This window comes from Deinococcus aquiradiocola, from assembly GCF_014646915.1.
In the GTDB taxonomy this organism is placed as follows: domain Bacteria; phylum Deinococcota; class Deinococci; order Deinococcales; family Deinococcaceae; genus Deinococcus; species Deinococcus aquiradiocola.
The window spans coordinates 97,373-113,346 of record NZ_BMOE01000003.1 but is presented as its reverse complement, the minus strand read 5'-3'; the positions used below and the strand labels follow the sequence as shown (position 1 = coordinate 113,346).

Genomic DNA, 15,974 nt, shown 5'->3' with positions numbered 1-15,974 from the left:
CGGTCCGAGCGGTGAGCCACTCGCCGCCCCGGCACCCGCAAGGAGACCCGTATGATCCAGAAAGTCCTGATCGCCATCGACCCCTCCCCGCAGGCCGTGCTGGCCCTCAAGGTGGCGCGCAGTCACTTCCCGCAGGCGGAACGCCACCTGCTGACCGTCATCGACGAACGCGACTACCCCATGCGGGACGGCGTCAGCGAAGCGCCGGAAAGCGTGAAACACGGCGCGGAACGCCTGCTGCGGGACGCCGCATGGCCGGGGGAGCACTGGGACGTACGCGTCGGCGAGCCGGTCCGGGCCATGCTGCACCACGCCGAGCAGATGAACGCGGACCTGCTCGTGATCGGCACGCACGGGCGACGCGGCCTGAACCGCCTGCTGAGCGGCTCGGTCGCCGAAGAACTCATCCGGCAGGCGGGCGTGCCCGTCATGGTGGTGCGCGAGGCGCGCGTGCCGGATCCCGCCCTGTCCCGCACGACCTGAACCGCCCACGACATCCAGATCGCCCCGCCGCGCATACAACAGTGCAGGAACGGGACACGCCCGGCCCCTCACACGAACCGCCAAAGGCCCCGGCCGCAGGCGTTCAGGTCGCCGGAGAACACCATGACACGCACCCCCACCGCCACCGCCCCGCAGCTCCCGCTCCCCTGGTGGTCCGCCACCGAAACGCGAATGGTGAGCTGGTGGGCGCGGCACGGCATCACGCTGCTCAGGCTCGCGCTCGGCGTGGTGTTCTTCTGGTTCGGCGTGCTGAAGTACTTCCCGGGCGTCAGTGCCGCCGAGGCGCTCGCCACGCGCACCATCAGCGTCCTGACGTTCGGCCTGGTCCCGCCCGCCGTGAGCCTCCCCATCCTCGCGACGTGGGAGTGCGCGATCGGCCTGGGCCTGCTGCTCGGCGGGCGCTTCCTGCGCGCGGCCATCCTGCTGCTGCTCGCGCAGATGGCAGGCACGTTCCTGCCGCTCGCGTTCTTCCCGCACGAGACCTTCAGGGTCGTGCCGTTCGTCCCGAACCTCGAAGGGCAGTACATCATCAAGAACCTGGTGCTCGTCGCGGCTGGCCTCGTCGTCGGTGCGACCCAGCGCGGCGGGCGCCTCATCCACGACGCGCGCGCCGCCGACACCGCCCTCGCCGCGCAGGAACGGCGCGCCAAGGCGAGACACTGAAACGCACCCAGGCAATCGGCGCCCCGCCCCCTCGCCATCCCACGGAAGGGAACTGGGGAACACGGGTTCCGTATGACCGCGGCGACCGGGGCCCGCTGCCCCGCGGTCAGTTGAGCTGCAGGAGTTCCTGACTGCCGTGCAGGTGGCACATGCCGTCCCGTGCGTGCGGGCAGGTGGGCGGGGTGGGGGTGGGGTGGCGGGCGCAGAGGCGCTCACCGTTCTTGACGCGCTCCGCGAGGCGCACCGTTTCCGGCATGGGCGTGTCGCCGAGGTCGTCGCGCAGGAAGCGCAGGAAGGTCCGGTAGTGTTCGGTGGCGGCGTAGCGGCCTTCGGTGACGGTGAGGCACGTCATGGCCTTCTGGTGGTGGTTTTCGCCGACGAAGGGGTCGGCGCGCAGGGCGCGCTGCAGGGCGTCCACGGCGTCGTGGCAGTTGCCGAGGTCGCAGGACAGCAGGGACACTTCGAGTGCGGCGCGGACGTACACGGCGCGGTGTTCGTCGCGCGCCTGCCGGGCCCAGTCGGTGTGCACGTCCGGCAGGTAGTCGCCGCGGTACAGGTCCAGCACGGCGCGGTACGCGTGCAGGCGGGCGGCGGGCGTGGTGGCGGTCGCGGCGGTGTGCGCGGCCTCGTGCAGGCGGTACACGTCGGCGGCGCGCAGCACGTCGCCGGACAGGCGGAAACGGCCGTACTCCTCGCCGAGCGCGTCCGGGCGGGCGAGCGCGGCGCGCAGGCGGTGCGTGGTGACACGGAAGCGGTTGCGGCTCTCCTGCGTCACGTCGAGGCTCCAGAGGTCTTCCATGATCTCGGCCCGGGTGCGGCCTTCCGGGAACGACAGCAGGTAGTGGAAGAGGTCACGGGCGCTGGCCGCCTGCCACTGCACGGCATGGCCGTCCACGCTCACCTCGGCGCGGCCGAGCGTGACGACGTGCAGGGCGCCGGGCGCGCCGTCCGGGGCGGGGTGGGCGGCCACGGTCCGGGGGTGGGCGGTGCGGGGGGCGTTCATGCGCGCATGGTGTCACCCGGGCATTACAGGAGCATTACGGGGGTGGGAGTGCACGGAACGGGGGACGACTCGGAGCGCGGGACTGGGCACGGTAACGGTCCGGTAATTCCCGCGCTTGAGGGTAGGGCCGGAGGTTCATCATGTTCGAGCGCATTCTGGTCACGACCGACGGCAGTCCTCTCGCCACGCTCGCCCTGCCCGTCGCGGCGGATCTCGCCCGGAGGTACGGGAGTGCCGTGACGCTGCTGTACGTGGTTCCGCCCGCGTACGCGCCCGTGGCACTCGCGGAAGGCATGGCGTACGCGTACGACGACGCGCTGGAGCAGGAACGCATCTCGGCCGAGACGGAGCGCGTGGTGGGGAACGCGCTGCGGGTGCTGGACCTGCCGGACGTGACGGTCGTCCGCGCGCACGACACGGGCCTGAGCGTGCAGGACTGCATCGCGGAGCACGTGGCGCGGCTGGACGCTCGCCTGGTGGTGATGAGCACGCACGGGCGCGGCGGGCTGGCGCACCTGTTCCTGGGGAGCGTGGCGGAAGGCGTGCTGCGGCACGTGCACGTCCCGGTCCTGCTGGTGCGGGACGCGCTGCCGGAGACGGGCGGCCCGCACCGGAGCGGAGGCCACGCCCTCACCGTGACCTGAACCCCTCCCCCGTCCGGCGTCTGTCCTTCAGGCATTCAGGGCCGGGACTCACGGGGGCGAGGAGAGCGGATGGTATGACGGGGCACGGCACCTGCCGCGCCTGAGCTGGACCCACGAACCCTGGAGGAACTGTGACGACCACCGAGACGCGCACGCCCACCCTGACCCCGCAGGAACGCGACCTGATGCACGCGTACTGGCGGGCCGCGAACTACCTGTCGGCCGGGCAGATCTACCTGCAGGACAATCCGCTGCTGCGCTCGCCGCTGCGGCCCGAGCACGTCAAGGCGCGCCTGCTGGGGCACTGGGGGACGACGCCCGGCCTGAACTTCGTGTACGTGCACCTGAACCGTCTGATCCGGCAGTCCGGCGCGTCCGTGCTGTACATCGCCGGGCCGGGGCACGGCGGGCCGGGCCTCGTCGCGAACACGTACCTGGAAGGCACGTACAGCGAGCTGTACCCGGACGTGTCACGGGACGAGGCGGGCCTGCGGCGGCTGTTCCGGCAGTTCTCGTTCCCGGGCGGCATCCCGAGCCACGCGGCGCCGGAAACGCCCGGCAGCATCCACGAGGGCGGCGAGCTGGGGTACAGTCTGGCGCACGCGTACGGCGCGGCCTTCGATCAGCCGGACCTGCTCGTCGCGTGCGTGATCGGGGACGGGGAGGCCGAGACGGGACCGCTGGCGGGCAGCTGGCACAGCAACAAGTTCCTGAACGCCGCGCGGGACGGCGCGGTCCTGCCGATCCTGCACCTGAACGGGTACAAGATCGCGAACCCGACCGTGATGGCGCGCCTGCCGAGGGCGGAACTGGAGGCGCTGCTGCGCGGGTACGGGCACGAGCCGTACTTCGTGGAGGGCGACGACCTGCCCGGCATGCACGAGCGGATGGCGGCCACGCTGGACGCCGTGCACGCCGAGATCCTCGCCATTCAGCGGCGTGCGCGGCAGGACGGCGTGACGGAACGCCCCCGCTGGCCGATGATCGTGCTCCGCACCCCGAAAGGCTGGACCGGCCCGAGAGAGGTGGACGGCAAACCGGTCGAGGGCACGTGGCGGGCGCATCAGGTGCCGCTGAGCGAGGTGCGGCGCAACCCCGCCCACCTCGCCCAGCTGGAGGAATGGATGCGCGGGTACCGTCCGGAGGAGCTGTTCACGGAGGCGGGCGCGCTGTGTCCGGAGCTGGCGGCACTCGCCCCGCAGGGGGACCTGCGCATGGGCGCGAATCCCGTGTCGAACGGCGGGCTGAACGCCCGCTCGCTGGACCTGCCGGACTTCCGCGCGTACCGGGCGGAGGTGCCGGTGCCGGGCGGCGTGGACAGCGAGGCGACCCGCGTGCTGGGCACGTACCTGCGGGACGTGATGAGCGGCAACATGGACCGCTTCCGGCTGTTCGGGCCGGACGAGACGGCCTCGAACCGGCTGGACGCGGTGTTCGAGGCGACCGCGAAGACCTGGGAGGACGAGACGCTGCCGGTGGACGAGCACCTCGCGCGGGACGGCCGCGTGATGGAGGTGCTGAGCGAGCACCTGTGCGAGGGCTGGCTGGAGGGGTACACGCTGACGGGACGGCACGGGCTGTTCTCGTGTTACGAGGCGTTCATCCACATCGTGGACTCGATGTTCAACCAGCATGCCAAGTGGCTCCGCACGAGCCGCGACCTGCCGTGGCGGCGCGACGTGCCGTCCCTGAACATCCTGCTCACGTCGCACGTGTGGCGGCAGGACCACAACGGGTTCTCGCATCAGGACCCGGGCTTCATCGATCACGTCATGAACAAGTCGGCGGACGTGGTGCGCGTGTACCTGCCGCCCGACGCGAACACGCTGCTGTCCGTCGCGGACCACTGCCTGCGCAGCCGCCAGTACGTGAACGTGATCGTGGCGGGCAAACAGCCGTCCCCGCAGTGGCTGTCCATGCCGGAAGCGGAGGCGCACTGCGCGGCGGGCCTCGGCATCTGGGACTGGGCGAGCAGCGACCGGGACGGGCCGCCGGAGGTGGTGATGGCGTGCGCGGGCGACGTGCCGACCCTGGAGACGCTGGCGGCGGTGGACCTGCTGCGCGGCGCGTTCCCGGACCTGCGCGTGCGCGTGGTGAACGTGGTGGACCTGATGACGCTGCAGCCGCACACGGAGCACCCGCACGGCCTGCGGGACGCGGATTACGACAGTCTCTTCACGACGGACGCGCCCGTGATCTTCGCGTACCACGGGTACCCGTGGCTCATTCACCGGCTCACGTACCGGCGGCGCGGGCACGCGAACCTGCACGTGCGCGGGTACAAGGAGCGCGGCACGACGACCACGCCGCTCGACATGACGGTCCTGAACGAACTGGACCGCTACCACCTGGCGCTGGACGTGATCGAGCGCGTGCCGCGCCTCGCGGTGCAGGGGGCACGCACGAAGCAGGCGCTGCAGGCGCAGCTGCGGCGGCACCGGCAGTACATCGAGGAGACGGGCGAGGACCTGCCGGAGGTGCGCGAGTGGCGCTGGACGACGCGCGGTGAGTGACGGGCCGGGCCGTGATGGGCGACTTCGCGGTGCGCGGCCCACTGCGGGTGCTGGGCTGGCTGGCGACCCTCGTGATGGCGGCGGCTGCCGCCGCGCTCCTCCTGACGCTGCGGTCCTGAACCCCGAGTGGCCCGCAGCATGAAGACTCACGGAAGGCAGCGGCGTGTAAGAAGGCCGTGAACGGCACCGGGATAGCGTCGGGCATGCCGACCGCCGTCCTCACCGACAGTACCAGCGACCTGACGCCCGACGAGCAGCGACACTTCGGGCTGTTCGTCCTGCCGCTGCGCGTCAGGTTTCAGGACCGGCAGTTCATGGATCACCAGAACATCGACGCGCAGCAGATGTTCGCGGCCGTGCGCAGCGGCGCGGACCTCCCCAGCACGAGGCCGCCCACGCTCGACACGTTCACGCGCGGGTACGAGCTGCTGCTGCAGCGCCACGACCACGTGCTGAGCGTGCACCTCAGCGCGCAGCTGAGCGAGACCGTGCAGGTCGCGCGCCGCGCCGCGAAACTCTTCCCGGGCCGCGTGACGGTCGTGGACAGCCGCCAGTCGAGCGGCGCGCTCGCCATGCAGGCCGAACGCGCCGCGCGCCTCGTGGCGGACGGCGTGCCGCCCAGCGTGGTGGCGGAGGTGCTGGAGGTCGCCGCGCACTCGGCCGTGACCCGCATGAGCCTCGACACGCTGGAGTACCTGCGCCGCAACGGCCGCATCGGCGCGGCCGCCGCGCTGCTCGGCGGCCTGCTGAACACCAAACCCATCGTGGGGCTCGATGCGGGCCGGGTGGTCGGCGTCGCGCGGGAACGCGGCCGGGAGGCGGCCATCGCCCGCATGACGCGCGACCTGAAGGAACAGGTGCGGCTCCAGTCGAGCGGCGGGGCGCGGGCCGTGATCTTCGACAACGGCGACGAGGAAGGTGCCGAGCGGCTGGAGGCGGCCCTGCGGGAGGCGGGCGGCACGCTGTTCCTGCGCAGTTCGCTGGGGAGCGTGCTGTCCGCGCACGGCGGGCCGGGTGTGTGCGGCTTCAGCATCGAGCCGGTGCAGGTGTCCCTGCGCTTCCGGAACTTCTGAACCGGTGGGCGGTGGCTTCGTTGCTGTGGACGGGAAAAGCCAGCCGGGCGGAGGTGGGCCTTTCCGGGTCCAGCAGACAGCGCCGCCCCGGAATCCAGCCGGGGCGGCGCTGCGGGAGGGGACTTCAGGCGCGGACAGGCTGAGCGTCCGGAGCCGCGAGAGACGGGCTGAGCGGATCGTTCACGGGAGGAAGCGTCTCACCGTCGAGGACGCGGGCGAGGCGGTTCATGTCGAGGGCGCGTTCGCTGCGGGCGACGACCAGCGTGGCGACGCCGTTCCCGATGATGTTGGTGATGGCGCGGCCCTCGCTCATGAAGCGGTCGATGCCGAGGATCAGGGCGAGACCCGCGACAGGCACCGTGCCGAGCGCGGAGAGCGTCGCGGCGAGCACCACGAAGCCCGACCCGGTCACGCCGGCCGCGCCCTTGCTGGTGAGGAGCAGGATGCCGATCAGCGCGAACTGCTGCCCGAGGGACAGGGGCGTGTTGGTGGCCTGCGCGATGAACACGGCGGCCATGGTGAGGTAGATGCTGGTGCCGTCGAGGTTGAAGGAGTACCCGGTGGGGACCACGAGGCCCACGACGGGTTTCGCGGCGCCCGCGTTCTCGAGTTTGGTCATGAGGCGCGGCAGGGCCGACTCGCTGCTGGACGTGCCGAGCACGAGGAGCAGTTCCTCGCGGATGTACCGCAGGAATTTCAGGAGGCTGAACCCGGCGGCGCGGCAGATGAGGTTCAGGACCACGAACACGAAGAGCGCGCAGGTGAGGTAGAAGCTGCCCATCAGGTACGCGAGCTGCTGGAGGCTGCCCACGCCGTACTTGCCGATGGTGAAGGCCATCGCGCCGAACGCGCCGATCGGGGCGAGCCGCATGATGAATCCCAGGATGGTGAAGACGAGCGCGTTGACGGCCTCGATACCGTGCAGGACGCGGTCCCCGACCGCGCCGAGGCGGATGAGGGCGAAGCCGCTGAGCAGCGCGATGAGCAGCACCTGCAGCAGGTCGCCGTCCGTGAAGGCGCTCACGAAGGTCTTGGGGATGACGTGCAGCACGAAGTCCGCGACGCTCTGCTCGCTGGCGGCGTCCGTGTACTTGGTGATGCTGCTGGTGTCGAGCGTGGCGGGGTTGATGTTCATGCCGCGCCCCGGGCCGACGAGGTTCACGACGGTCAGGCCGATCAGGAGGGCGGCGGTCGTGACGACCTCGAAGTACAGGAGGGCCTTGCCGCCCACCCGGCCGATGCGGCGCGTGTCGCGCATGTGGGCCACGCCGGACACGACCGTGCAGAAGATGATCGGGCCGATCACGACCTTGATGAGGGCGATGAAGCCGTCACCGAGGGGTTTGAGGGCCTCGCCGACCTTCGGGAAGAAATGCCCGACGAGCACCCCGATCACGATGGCCGTCAGGACCTGGACGTACAGATTGCGGAAGATCTTCATGGCTCTCCTTGCCGCGCGGGGCGGGCTGGGGCGCGTGCGGCCGTCGCCCGCCGCGCCGTCCGGGCGGGCCGGGGGCGGGGGTGGAGGGCACACCTCGCTGGGGGTTGATGTGGCGATATCGTGCCACACCGTGCCGCGTGGTCCAACCCGCGTGACGACGTGGGCGGGGTACTGGCATGAGTTTCGTGCGCCTGGAGGGCCTGCAACGGGGGTGCGCCCTGGGCGGGTTCCGTTCGGGCCGTGAACTTTATTCGGTGCGCCTGCACGGCTTCCTGCGGGCGTGGTGACGTGCGGCGTTCCGCAGCGCGCCGTCATCTGCTCTACTGGCAGTCCGATGACGACGCGCGCAACCCGGTCGGGGTGGAGGGCCGTTCACGTGCAGGCACTGGCGGCGGAGGTCGTCATGCCGAGCACGTCGCGACTGCGGGTGCAGGCGCGGCTGTTCCTGTGGATCCTGGCGTTCTTCCTGGCGCTGGCGGTGCCGCTCGCCCTGCTGGGCAGTGCGGCGCTGCGCGGCAGCATCTACCGGGATTACGCTGACCGCTCGCTGCGGGAGTCGCGGGTGCTGGCGCAGGACCCAGGCCTGCTGGGCGCGTACCGGCTCGCGCGGCCCGCGAGCGTGATCCAGCCGCTCGCGGAGCGGGTCCGGGCGCTGCTCGGCGCGGATTACGTGACGGTCACGGACCGGGACGCGCGCAGGCTCGCGCACCCGGACCCGGCACTGCTGGGCCGCACGATGGTGGGCGGCGACCTGAGCAGCTTCCGGGCGGGCCGCACGGTGGTGGAGACGGTGCGCGGCACGCTGGGCGTGTCGGTCCGGGCGAAGGTGCCGGTGCTGCTGGACGGGTCCGTGGTGGGCCTGGTGAGCGTGGGCTTCCTGCTGCCGCGCCTGACGGCGCTCTTTCTGGAGGTGGTGCGCCAGAGCGCCCCGTGGTACGCGCTGACGCTGCTGCTGGCGCTGCTCGGCGCGCACGTGCTGTCGCTGCGGGTGCGGCGCGAGATGCTGGGCCTGGAGCCGGAGCAGATCGCGGCCGTGACGGCGCAGTTCCGGACGGTGCTGCACGCGCTGGAGGAGGGCGTGATGGTGCTGCGCGGCGAGCAGGTGCAGCTGCTCAGCCCGCAGGCCGCGCGCCTGCTGTCAGCCCCGAGCGGGCCGCTGCCGGTGCCGGTCACGGCCCTGCTGCCGGGCGAGGCGTGCCGGGCACTGCTGGACCTGCGGGCCGGCGACGGGCCGCCGCTCGCGCTGACCGTGCAGGGACGACCGCTGCTGGTGAGCGTGGTGGGCGTGCCGGGCGGCGACTGGATCGTGACGTGGCGTGACCGGGCCAGCGTGCAGGCCCTCAGCGACGAGCTGTTCCAGGCACGGCGGTACGCGGAGCTGCTGCGCGCGCAGGCGCACGAGTTCTCGAACCGGCTGCACACGCTGGCGGGCCTGCTGCACCTGGGCGAGACGGACGCCGCGCTGGAGAGCATCTACTCCAGCGCGCGCCTGAGTGCGCAGGCGCGGGACGCGGTGATGCCGCTGCGCAACGTGACGCTGGCGGGCCTGGTGCTCGGCAAGTACGAGCGGGCGCGCGAACTGCGCCTCCCGTTCACGCTCGACCCGCTGTCGGCCCTGCCGGGCACGCTGCCGCCGGAGGTGGTGGACGCGGCGGCCCTGGCGGTCGGGAACCTCGTCGAGAACGCGTTCGAGGCGGTCCTGGCGGCCGGGCCGGGCGAGGCGGGCGGGGTACGGCTGCTCGTCGCGGCGGACCCGGAGGGCGTGCAGATCGAGGTACGGGATTCCGGGCCGGGCGTGCCCGCGCACCTGCTGCCGGGCGTGATGGCGCGCGGGGTGAGCAGCAAGGGCGAGGGGCGAGGGCTGGGCCTCGCGCTCGTGAACGAGGCGGCGCGCTCGCTGGGCGGGGACGTGCAGTACGCGCGGGATGACGGGCCGCTCGGGACGCGGTTCACGGTGACGCTGCCACTCGACGGGCACCTGCCTCCGGATGAGCACGGGCCTCCAGACGCGCCCCGGCCTCCGGAGCCCCAGGGGCCACCGGACGACGGGGCGGGAGGGCCGGATGCGTGACGTGCCCCTGAAGGTCCTGATCGTGGAGGACGACCCGGTCGCGCTGCGCCTGCACGACGCGCTCGTGAGCGCGCAGCCGGGCTTCACGGTCATCGGGAACGCGGGCACGCTCCGCACCGCGCGCGCCATGCTGCTCGGCCTGCGCCCGGACCTGCTGCTGCTGGACGTGCACCTGCCCGACGGACGCGGCCTGGAGCTGCTGGAGGTGCTGCCGAGCGGCACCGCCTGCGTCCTCATCACGGCCGCGAACGACCTGGGCAGCGTCATGACGGCCCTGTCGCACGGCGCGGCCGACTACCTCGTGAAGCCGGTCGAGCCGGAACGCCTGACACTCGCGCTCGGCCGTGCCCGTGAACGCGCCCTGCTGCGCGGCGAGGGCGTCCTCGCACAGTCGCAGCTCGACACGCTGTTCGGCGTGCCTGGCGCGACCCTCCCCAGCGGCTTCGACCACAGCACCCTGGCGCGCGTCCGGGCCGCCGTGCCGTCCGGTGAGGCCGTCACGGCGCAGGAAGTCGCGGACCGCGTGAACCTCAGCCGCGTGACCGCGTGGCGGTACCTGGAACTGCTGCGCGAGAAGGGTGAGGTGCAGCTCACGCGCAGCAGCGCGGGCGTGGGCCGCCCCGCGAACCGCTACCGCCGGACCAGCCCCGAGCCCAGCTGACCCGAATCCGGCTGACCCGGACTGCGCCGTTTCAGGGGAGGAGGCGCGCAGGGTGGTGGCGGGGACGGAATCTGCGTGAAGCCTTCGTCATTCCTTCGATTTCGGGTGTTTGGATGGAATCATGAATCAGGCCTCCTCCGCTCCAGATCCCGCCCGGCCCGACCCGGCCCGCACGGACGCCGCGCCGTCCAGGTCCGGCGTTCCGTCCTCTTCCGGCAGCAGCGCGCGGCGCTGGTGGCTGATCGGCATTCCGCTGCTGCTGGTGGTGGGCTTCGGCAGCTACGAGCTCGGGCAGCGCAGCGGCACGGCGGGTGGTGCGGGCAGCCAGGCGAGCGGCGGGGCGTTCGGGGCCGGTCAGTTCGGAGCCGGGCAGGCGGGCGCGGCGGGCGGCTTCTCCGGCAGGCGCAGCGGCCAGACCGGGACGCGCGCGGGCGGCACGGGCGCAACGTCCGTCGGGACCGGGTCGTCCGGCGCGGTCATCGCGGTCACGGCGTCCGCTGTGAAGACCGGGACGCTCGTCACGGACCGCACCGCGACCGGCACCGTCGCGTCCACCCAGCAGACGAGCGTGTCCGCCCGCACGTCCGGCACCGTCAGCGGTCTCGCCGTGGCGGTCGGCGACACGGTGCGCGCCGGGCAGACGGTCGTGACGCTCAGCAGCCCCGACCTGAACACCGCCGTACAGAGCGCTCAGAACGCGCTGGACAGCGCGCAGGTGTCGCTCGTCACGCAGCGCAACCAGACGACCGGCAGCCGCGCGCAGCTGCAGGCGGCCGTGGCGGCCGCGCAGACGACCCTCGCGAACGCGCAGACGACCCTGACCGCCAACGAGCGCCTGTACGGCATCGGGGCGATCTCGCAGACGGACCTGAACGCCTCGCGCGCACAGGTGCAGCAGGCGCAGAGTTCACTCAGCAGCGCGCAGAACAGCCTGAACGAGAACGCCCGCGCGGGCAGCGAAGGCATCGCCAGCCTGCAGCTCGCGGTGCAGAAGGCGCGCATCACGCTCTCGCAGGCGCATCAGGCCGCGGCGGACGCGCGCGTCACCGCCCCCTTCGACGGTCAGGTGACGGCCATCGGCGTGACGGGCGGCACCTACGTGAATGCCGGGACGGCCGCGTTCACGCTCACGAGCAGCGCGCGTCAGGTGACGTTCAACGTGCCGCCCAGCCAGAGCGTGGGCCTGAAGGTCGGCGACCTGCTGAGCTACACGGTCGGGCAGTCGAAGTACACCGTGAAGGTCACGCAGAACGCGGGCGCGCCCGTGAACGGCAACGTGTCGCTCGTCGCGAAGTTCGTGGACGCCGCGAACGTCCCGGCGCTCGGCGCGGTCGGCGCGGTCGCGTACCCCTTCACGGTCGCGAGCGGCGTGCTCGTGCCCAGCACGGCCCTGCAGGTGGACAGCGACACCACCTTCGTGTACACGGTGGTGGACGGCAAGGCGAAACAGGTGACGGTCACGGTGCTCGGGCAGGCGAACGGTCAGGCGGCCGTGAATGGCCTGCAGAGCGGCGCGGCCGTCATCGCGCAGCCGCCGTCCGGCCTGCTGGACGGCGCGAGCGTCACCACGGCCGCCGACGGCGCGCGCGCCGGGTCGAGCAGCACCGCCAGGAGTGACGTGAAGGCCGCGCCCGCCGGCACCGGCACCCGCAGCGGCAGTGGTGGCACGCCTGCCGGTGGCCCGCCCGCCGGTGGTCCTGGAGGCGCCCCGTGAAGGGCCAGAGCGAGAACAGCGGCCCGGTCCGGGCGCTGCAGCAGAAGCTGTGGGAGCGGGTCAATCCCATCGTGGGGTTCTCGGTCACGCGCTACGTGCTGAGCATCGGCATCTTCGTGGGCGTCGTCGTGTTCGGCTGGATCAGCACACGCTCGCTCGGGGTGGACCTGCTTCCTACCGTCACGATTCCCGTCGTGAGCGTGAACACCACGTACTCGGGTGCCAGCCCCGAATCGGTGGACACGCAGGTCACGCAGGTCATCGAGAGCGCCGTGGCGCAGGTGACGGGCGTGAGCAGCATGTCCAGCACGAGCAGCAGCGGCCGCAGCCGCGTCACGCTGAACTTCGCGACCGGCACCGACCAGAACAGCGCCGTCAACCAGGTGGCGTCCCTCGTCGCGAGCGCCAGCCGTGGCCTCCCGAGCGGCGCCGCGACCCCCAACGTGCAGTCCTTCAACCCGAACGCGAGCGCCATCCTGGAGTTCGGCGTGACGGGCGGGAAGGCCAGCCTGGACGACGTGTACGACTACGCGCAGAACGTCCTGACGCCCGCCCTGCAGCGCGTGGACGGCGTGGCGAACGTGTCGCTGAGCGGCGGGTCGCAGCGTGAGGTGAAGGTCCTGCTGGACGCCGACAAGCTCAGCGCCGCGAACCTCACGCCCGCGCAGGTGAGCAGCGCCATCGCGGCCAGCAACGTGAACTCGTCCATCGGGACGATCACGCGCGGCGGCGACACCCTCACGTACACCACCAACAGCACGCTGAGCAGCACCACCGACATCGGCAACGTCCTCGTGGACAACGCCCGCGCCCTGCGCGTCTCGGACCTCGGTGAGGTGCAGGCGTCCAGCAGCACCGACAGCTACACCCGCGTGAACGGCCTGCCGGTCGTGCTGGTGTCCATCCAGCAGACGTCCGGCAGCAACGCCGTGAGCGTCGTCGACAACGTCAGGAAGGCCGTGGCGGGCACGAAGCTCCCCGCGAACTACAGCGTCACCTTCAGCAACGACACGACCGGCCCGATCCGCAGCGCGATCAGCAGCACCACGCACGAACTGTGGGTGACGGCCCTGGTGGTGGCCGTCGTGACGCTGCTGTTCCTGGGTCGCCTGAACACGGCCCTCACGGTGATCGCCGCCATCCCGATCTCGCTGGCGGGCGCGCCGATCCTGTACAGCCTGCTCGGCTTCACCTTCAATCAGGTGTCGCTGCTGGCGTTGATCGTCGCGATCGGCATCGTGGTGGACGACAGCATCGTGGTGGCCGAGAACGTCGAACGCTACCGCGCGCTCGGGTACGACCGCAAGGAGGCCGTGCTGCGCGGCGCGAGCGAGGTGTTCAGCGCCGTCGCGGCGGCCAGCCTGTCGCTGCTGGCGGTGCTGATCCCCGTGAGTTTCATCAGCGGCATCGTGGGGGAGTACGTGCGGCAGTTCGCGCTGGGCCTGTCGGCCGCCGTGCTGCTCTCGTGGCTGGAGGCGCTGCTGTTCCTGACGGTCCGCATGGCGTACACGCCGGACGCGCACCCGCTCAGCTGGGCGGACTTCGGGCGCAGCTTCGCGCTCGCGCCCGCCCGCCTGCGCGCCGGTCTGCTGAGCGTACGGACGTGGGGCTTCTGGGCGCTGGCACTGGTGCTGCTCGGCGTGCTGTGGGGGGCGACGCACCGGCCCGTCCTGCTGCTCGGCGTGCTGCTGCTGCCGGTGCTGCTCGGCGTGCTGAACGCCGTGTGGGGCGTGGTGTTCGCGTTCCTGGAGGCGACCACCACCACCCTGAGCGGCCTGACGGGCCGCGTCGTGGACCGCGTGCGGGACGCGTACGCCCGCAGCCTGGACGGCGCGCTGCGCTTCAGTCCCGCCGTGCTGCTCGCCGCCGTCGCGTTCCTCGTCCTGACGGGCCTCGTGGTGGGCAGCCGACTGAACTTCACGTTCACGCCCAGCACCGACTCCGGCACGCTGCGCGCCAACCTGCGCCTCCCCAGCGGCCTGTCCCTGAGCACCACCAACGAACTCATCGCGCGCATGGAGAACTACTTCCTGAGTCAGAAGTCCGTGCAGACGGTGCAGGCCAGCGTCAGCGGGTCCGGCAGCAACCTGAACATCACCCTGAAGCCACTGGATGAACGAGAGAGCATCAACACGCTCACCACCACCTTCCAGGCCGCGCTGCGCAACATGTACCCCGACCACACGGACGTGCGCGCCAACATCTTCAGCGGCGGCGGATTCCGCGGCATGGGCACTCAACAGAGCCTGACGCTGGTCTCCAGCAACTTCGACCTGCTCAAGGCGCGCGCCAGCAGGGCCGTCACCACGCTCGAAGCGGACCCGAACGTCCTGAGCGTCTCCAGCGGCCTCGACAACTCCACCACCGAGAACCGCTTCGTGCCGAGCGGCACCCTGCTCGCCGGAACGGGCCTCACGGCCAGCAGCGTCGCCAGCACCCTGCAGAGCTACGCGAGCGGCAGCAGCGCCGGCAACATCACGCTGGGCGGCAGCACCTACCCCATTCAGGTGAGCCTCGACCCGGCCGACCTGCGGGACGAGCAGTCGCTGCTGGGCCTGCCCGTGTACAGCAGCACCCTGAGCAGCAATCTGACGGTCGGGCAGCTGGGCAGCATCGTGCAGGCCACGTCGCCCGCCACCATCTCCCGCAACAACCGCATCTACAGCCTGTCGCTCACGTACCAGCCGACCACCGACACCGCCCTCAGCACCACGGCCCTCAACGACCGCCTCGTCGCGGAACTCGGCACGGCGGGCGTCACGGACAACCTCGTGACGGTCGGGTCGGCCGACAGCAACAGCGCCTTCGCGCTCGGCAACCAGCTCGGAAGCATCGGCCTGCAGTCGTTCGCGCTGTCCCTGCTGCTCGTGTACCTCGTGATGGGCGCGCAGTTCAACAGCTTCCGCTACCCGCTGTACCTGCTGCTCCCCGTGCCGTTCGCGGTGGCGGGCGCCCTGTGGCTCGTGTACCTGACGGGCAGCAGCCTCGACATCTTCGGCGTGCTGGGCTTCCTGCTCCTGATCGGCCTGTCCGCCAAGAACGCCATCCTGTACCTGGAGTTCGTGGTGGAGAAGATGCAGGAACTCCCGTTCCGCGACGCGCTGCTCGAAGCGAGCCGCCTGCGCTTCCGGCCCATCGTGATGACGACCCTCACGGTCCTCGTGATCAGCCTCCCGCTTCTCCTGAGTCACGGGAGCGGCTCGGAGTTCGGCAAGAGCCTGAGCATCATCATCGTGGGCGGCATCAGCGTCTCGGCCGTCATGACCTTCTACGTCGTGCCCGCCGCCTTCTACCTCTTCGAGGGCCGCCGCGCCCGCAGGCAGGAGCTGGAAGCGCAGGCCACGTACCCTGTCAGCGCCGAGTGGCACCCCGGCGACTGAACCGCCCTACCCAATACACGCCGCCCCCGGACCAGTCTCGGTTCCGGGGGCGGCTTCCTGCCGTCAGGCGTGAGCGAAGGGGCGAAACCACGCCGTCAGGGCCAGGGCTCCCGTCACATGTTGAAGGTGACGAGGAACCCCACGGCCGCGAGGGCCATCACGGCGAGACCCTCGTCGCGGAAGGGGCGGCTGCGCGTCCAGTTGCGGGTCGTGACGAGGCCACCCACGGTGAACACCAGGGTCAGGGCCATGAGCGCGTACATTCTCAGCACGCCTCCAGGGTAGGACCGAAGCGGGTCAGGGCGAG

The 15,974-nt window shown here is 71.5% G+C and carries 13 protein-coding genes; 10 read left to right on the top strand and 3 right to left on the bottom strand.

Features of this window, described 5'->3' with window-relative positions; translation table 11 throughout:
- Window positions 1-51: 51 nt before the first annotated feature.
- Window positions 52-483, top strand: a complete 432-nt coding sequence (locus tag IEY33_RS06090) for a universal stress protein (protein ID WP_188961396.1) — start codon at window positions 52-54, stop codon at window positions 481-483.
- Between the two features lie 123 nt (window positions 484-606).
- Window positions 607-1,167: a hypothetical protein gene (locus tag IEY33_RS06085; RefSeq protein WP_188961395.1), complete on the top strand. Its 561-nt coding sequence runs from the start codon at window positions 607-609 to the stop codon at window positions 1,165-1,167.
- A 106-nt stretch (window positions 1,168-1,273) separates the two neighbouring features.
- Here IEY33_RS06085 and IEY33_RS06080 read toward each other — a convergent pair whose 3' ends face one another.
- On the bottom strand, window positions 1,274-2,170 hold the full coding sequence (locus tag IEY33_RS06080) for an AfsR/SARP family transcriptional regulator (RefSeq protein ID WP_188961394.1): 897 nt from the start codon (window positions 2,168-2,170) through the stop codon (window positions 1,274-1,276).
- A gap of 140 nt (window positions 2,171-2,310) precedes the next feature.
- Here IEY33_RS06080 and IEY33_RS06075 point away from each other — a divergent pair, with 140 nt between their 5' ends.
- The 4 genes from IEY33_RS06075 to IEY33_RS06065 all read left to right on the top strand — a co-directional run bounded on the left by IEY33_RS06075 (window position 2,311) and on the right by IEY33_RS06065 (window position 6,400).
- The gene (locus IEY33_RS06075; protein WP_188961393.1) at window positions 2,311-2,814 is read left to right on the top strand and encodes a universal stress protein; all 504 of its coding nucleotides are present in this window, start codon (window positions 2,311-2,313) and stop codon (window positions 2,812-2,814) included.
- Window positions 2,815-2,945: 131 nt separating this feature from the next.
- Window positions 2,946-5,327 carry a phosphoketolase family protein gene (locus IEY33_RS06070; protein ID WP_229670817.1) on the top strand — a complete coding sequence of 794 codons (2,382 nt, stop codon included), beginning with the start codon at window positions 2,946-2,948 and terminating at the stop codon, window positions 5,325-5,327.
- Complete coding sequence (locus tag IEY33_RS19445; protein WP_268238812.1) at window positions 5,324-5,446, top strand: hypothetical protein; 123 nt, start codon at window positions 5,324-5,326, stop codon at window positions 5,444-5,446. The genes IEY33_RS06070 and IEY33_RS19445 overlap by 4 nt, the downstream gene beginning before the upstream one ends.
- An 84-nt stretch (window positions 5,447-5,530) precedes the next feature.
- On the top strand, window positions 5,531-6,400 hold the full coding sequence (locus IEY33_RS06065; protein WP_188961392.1) for a DegV family protein: 870 nt from the start codon (window positions 5,531-5,533) through the stop codon (window positions 6,398-6,400).
- 124 nt (window positions 6,401-6,524) lie between these two features.
- Here the strand turns inward: IEY33_RS06065 and IEY33_RS06060 are convergent, their stop codons facing one another.
- On the bottom strand, window positions 6,525-7,841 hold the full coding sequence (locus tag IEY33_RS06060) for a dicarboxylate/amino acid:cation symporter (protein ID WP_188961391.1): 1,317 nt from the start codon (window positions 7,839-7,841) through the stop codon (window positions 6,525-6,527).
- 403 nt (window positions 7,842-8,244) lie between these two features.
- Here IEY33_RS06060 and IEY33_RS06055 point away from each other — a divergent pair, with 403 nt between their 5' ends.
- From IEY33_RS06055 to IEY33_RS06040, 4 genes are all read left to right on the top strand, one after another.
- A complete protein-coding gene (locus IEY33_RS06055; RefSeq protein WP_229670816.1) occupies window positions 8,245-9,912 on the top strand; it encodes a sensor histidine kinase in 1,668 nt (555 codons plus the stop codon).
- A complete protein-coding gene (locus IEY33_RS06050; RefSeq protein ID WP_188961389.1) occupies window positions 9,905-10,573 on the top strand; it encodes a response regulator in 669 nt (222 codons plus the stop codon). Before IEY33_RS06055 ends, IEY33_RS06050 begins: the two co-directional genes overlap by 8 nt.
- A gap of 121 nt (window positions 10,574-10,694) precedes the next feature.
- Window positions 10,695-12,287 (top strand): efflux RND transporter periplasmic adaptor subunit, encoded by a 1,593-nt coding sequence (locus IEY33_RS06045; RefSeq protein ID WP_188961388.1) that lies wholly within the window; start codon window positions 10,695-10,697, stop codon window positions 12,285-12,287.
- A complete protein-coding gene (locus tag IEY33_RS06040) occupies window positions 12,284-15,667 on the top strand; it encodes an efflux RND transporter permease subunit (protein WP_188961387.1) in 3,384 nt (1,127 codons plus the stop codon). Before IEY33_RS06045 ends, IEY33_RS06040 begins: the two co-directional genes overlap by 4 nt.
- 113 nt (window positions 15,668-15,780) lie before the next feature.
- On the opposite strand, the gene IEY33_RS06035 is transcribed toward IEY33_RS06040, so the two are convergent.
- Window positions 15,781-15,939, bottom strand: a complete 159-nt coding sequence (locus IEY33_RS06035) for a hypothetical protein (RefSeq protein ID WP_188961386.1) — start codon at window positions 15,937-15,939, stop codon at window positions 15,781-15,783.
- Between the last annotated feature and the right edge of the window lie 35 nt (window positions 15,940-15,974).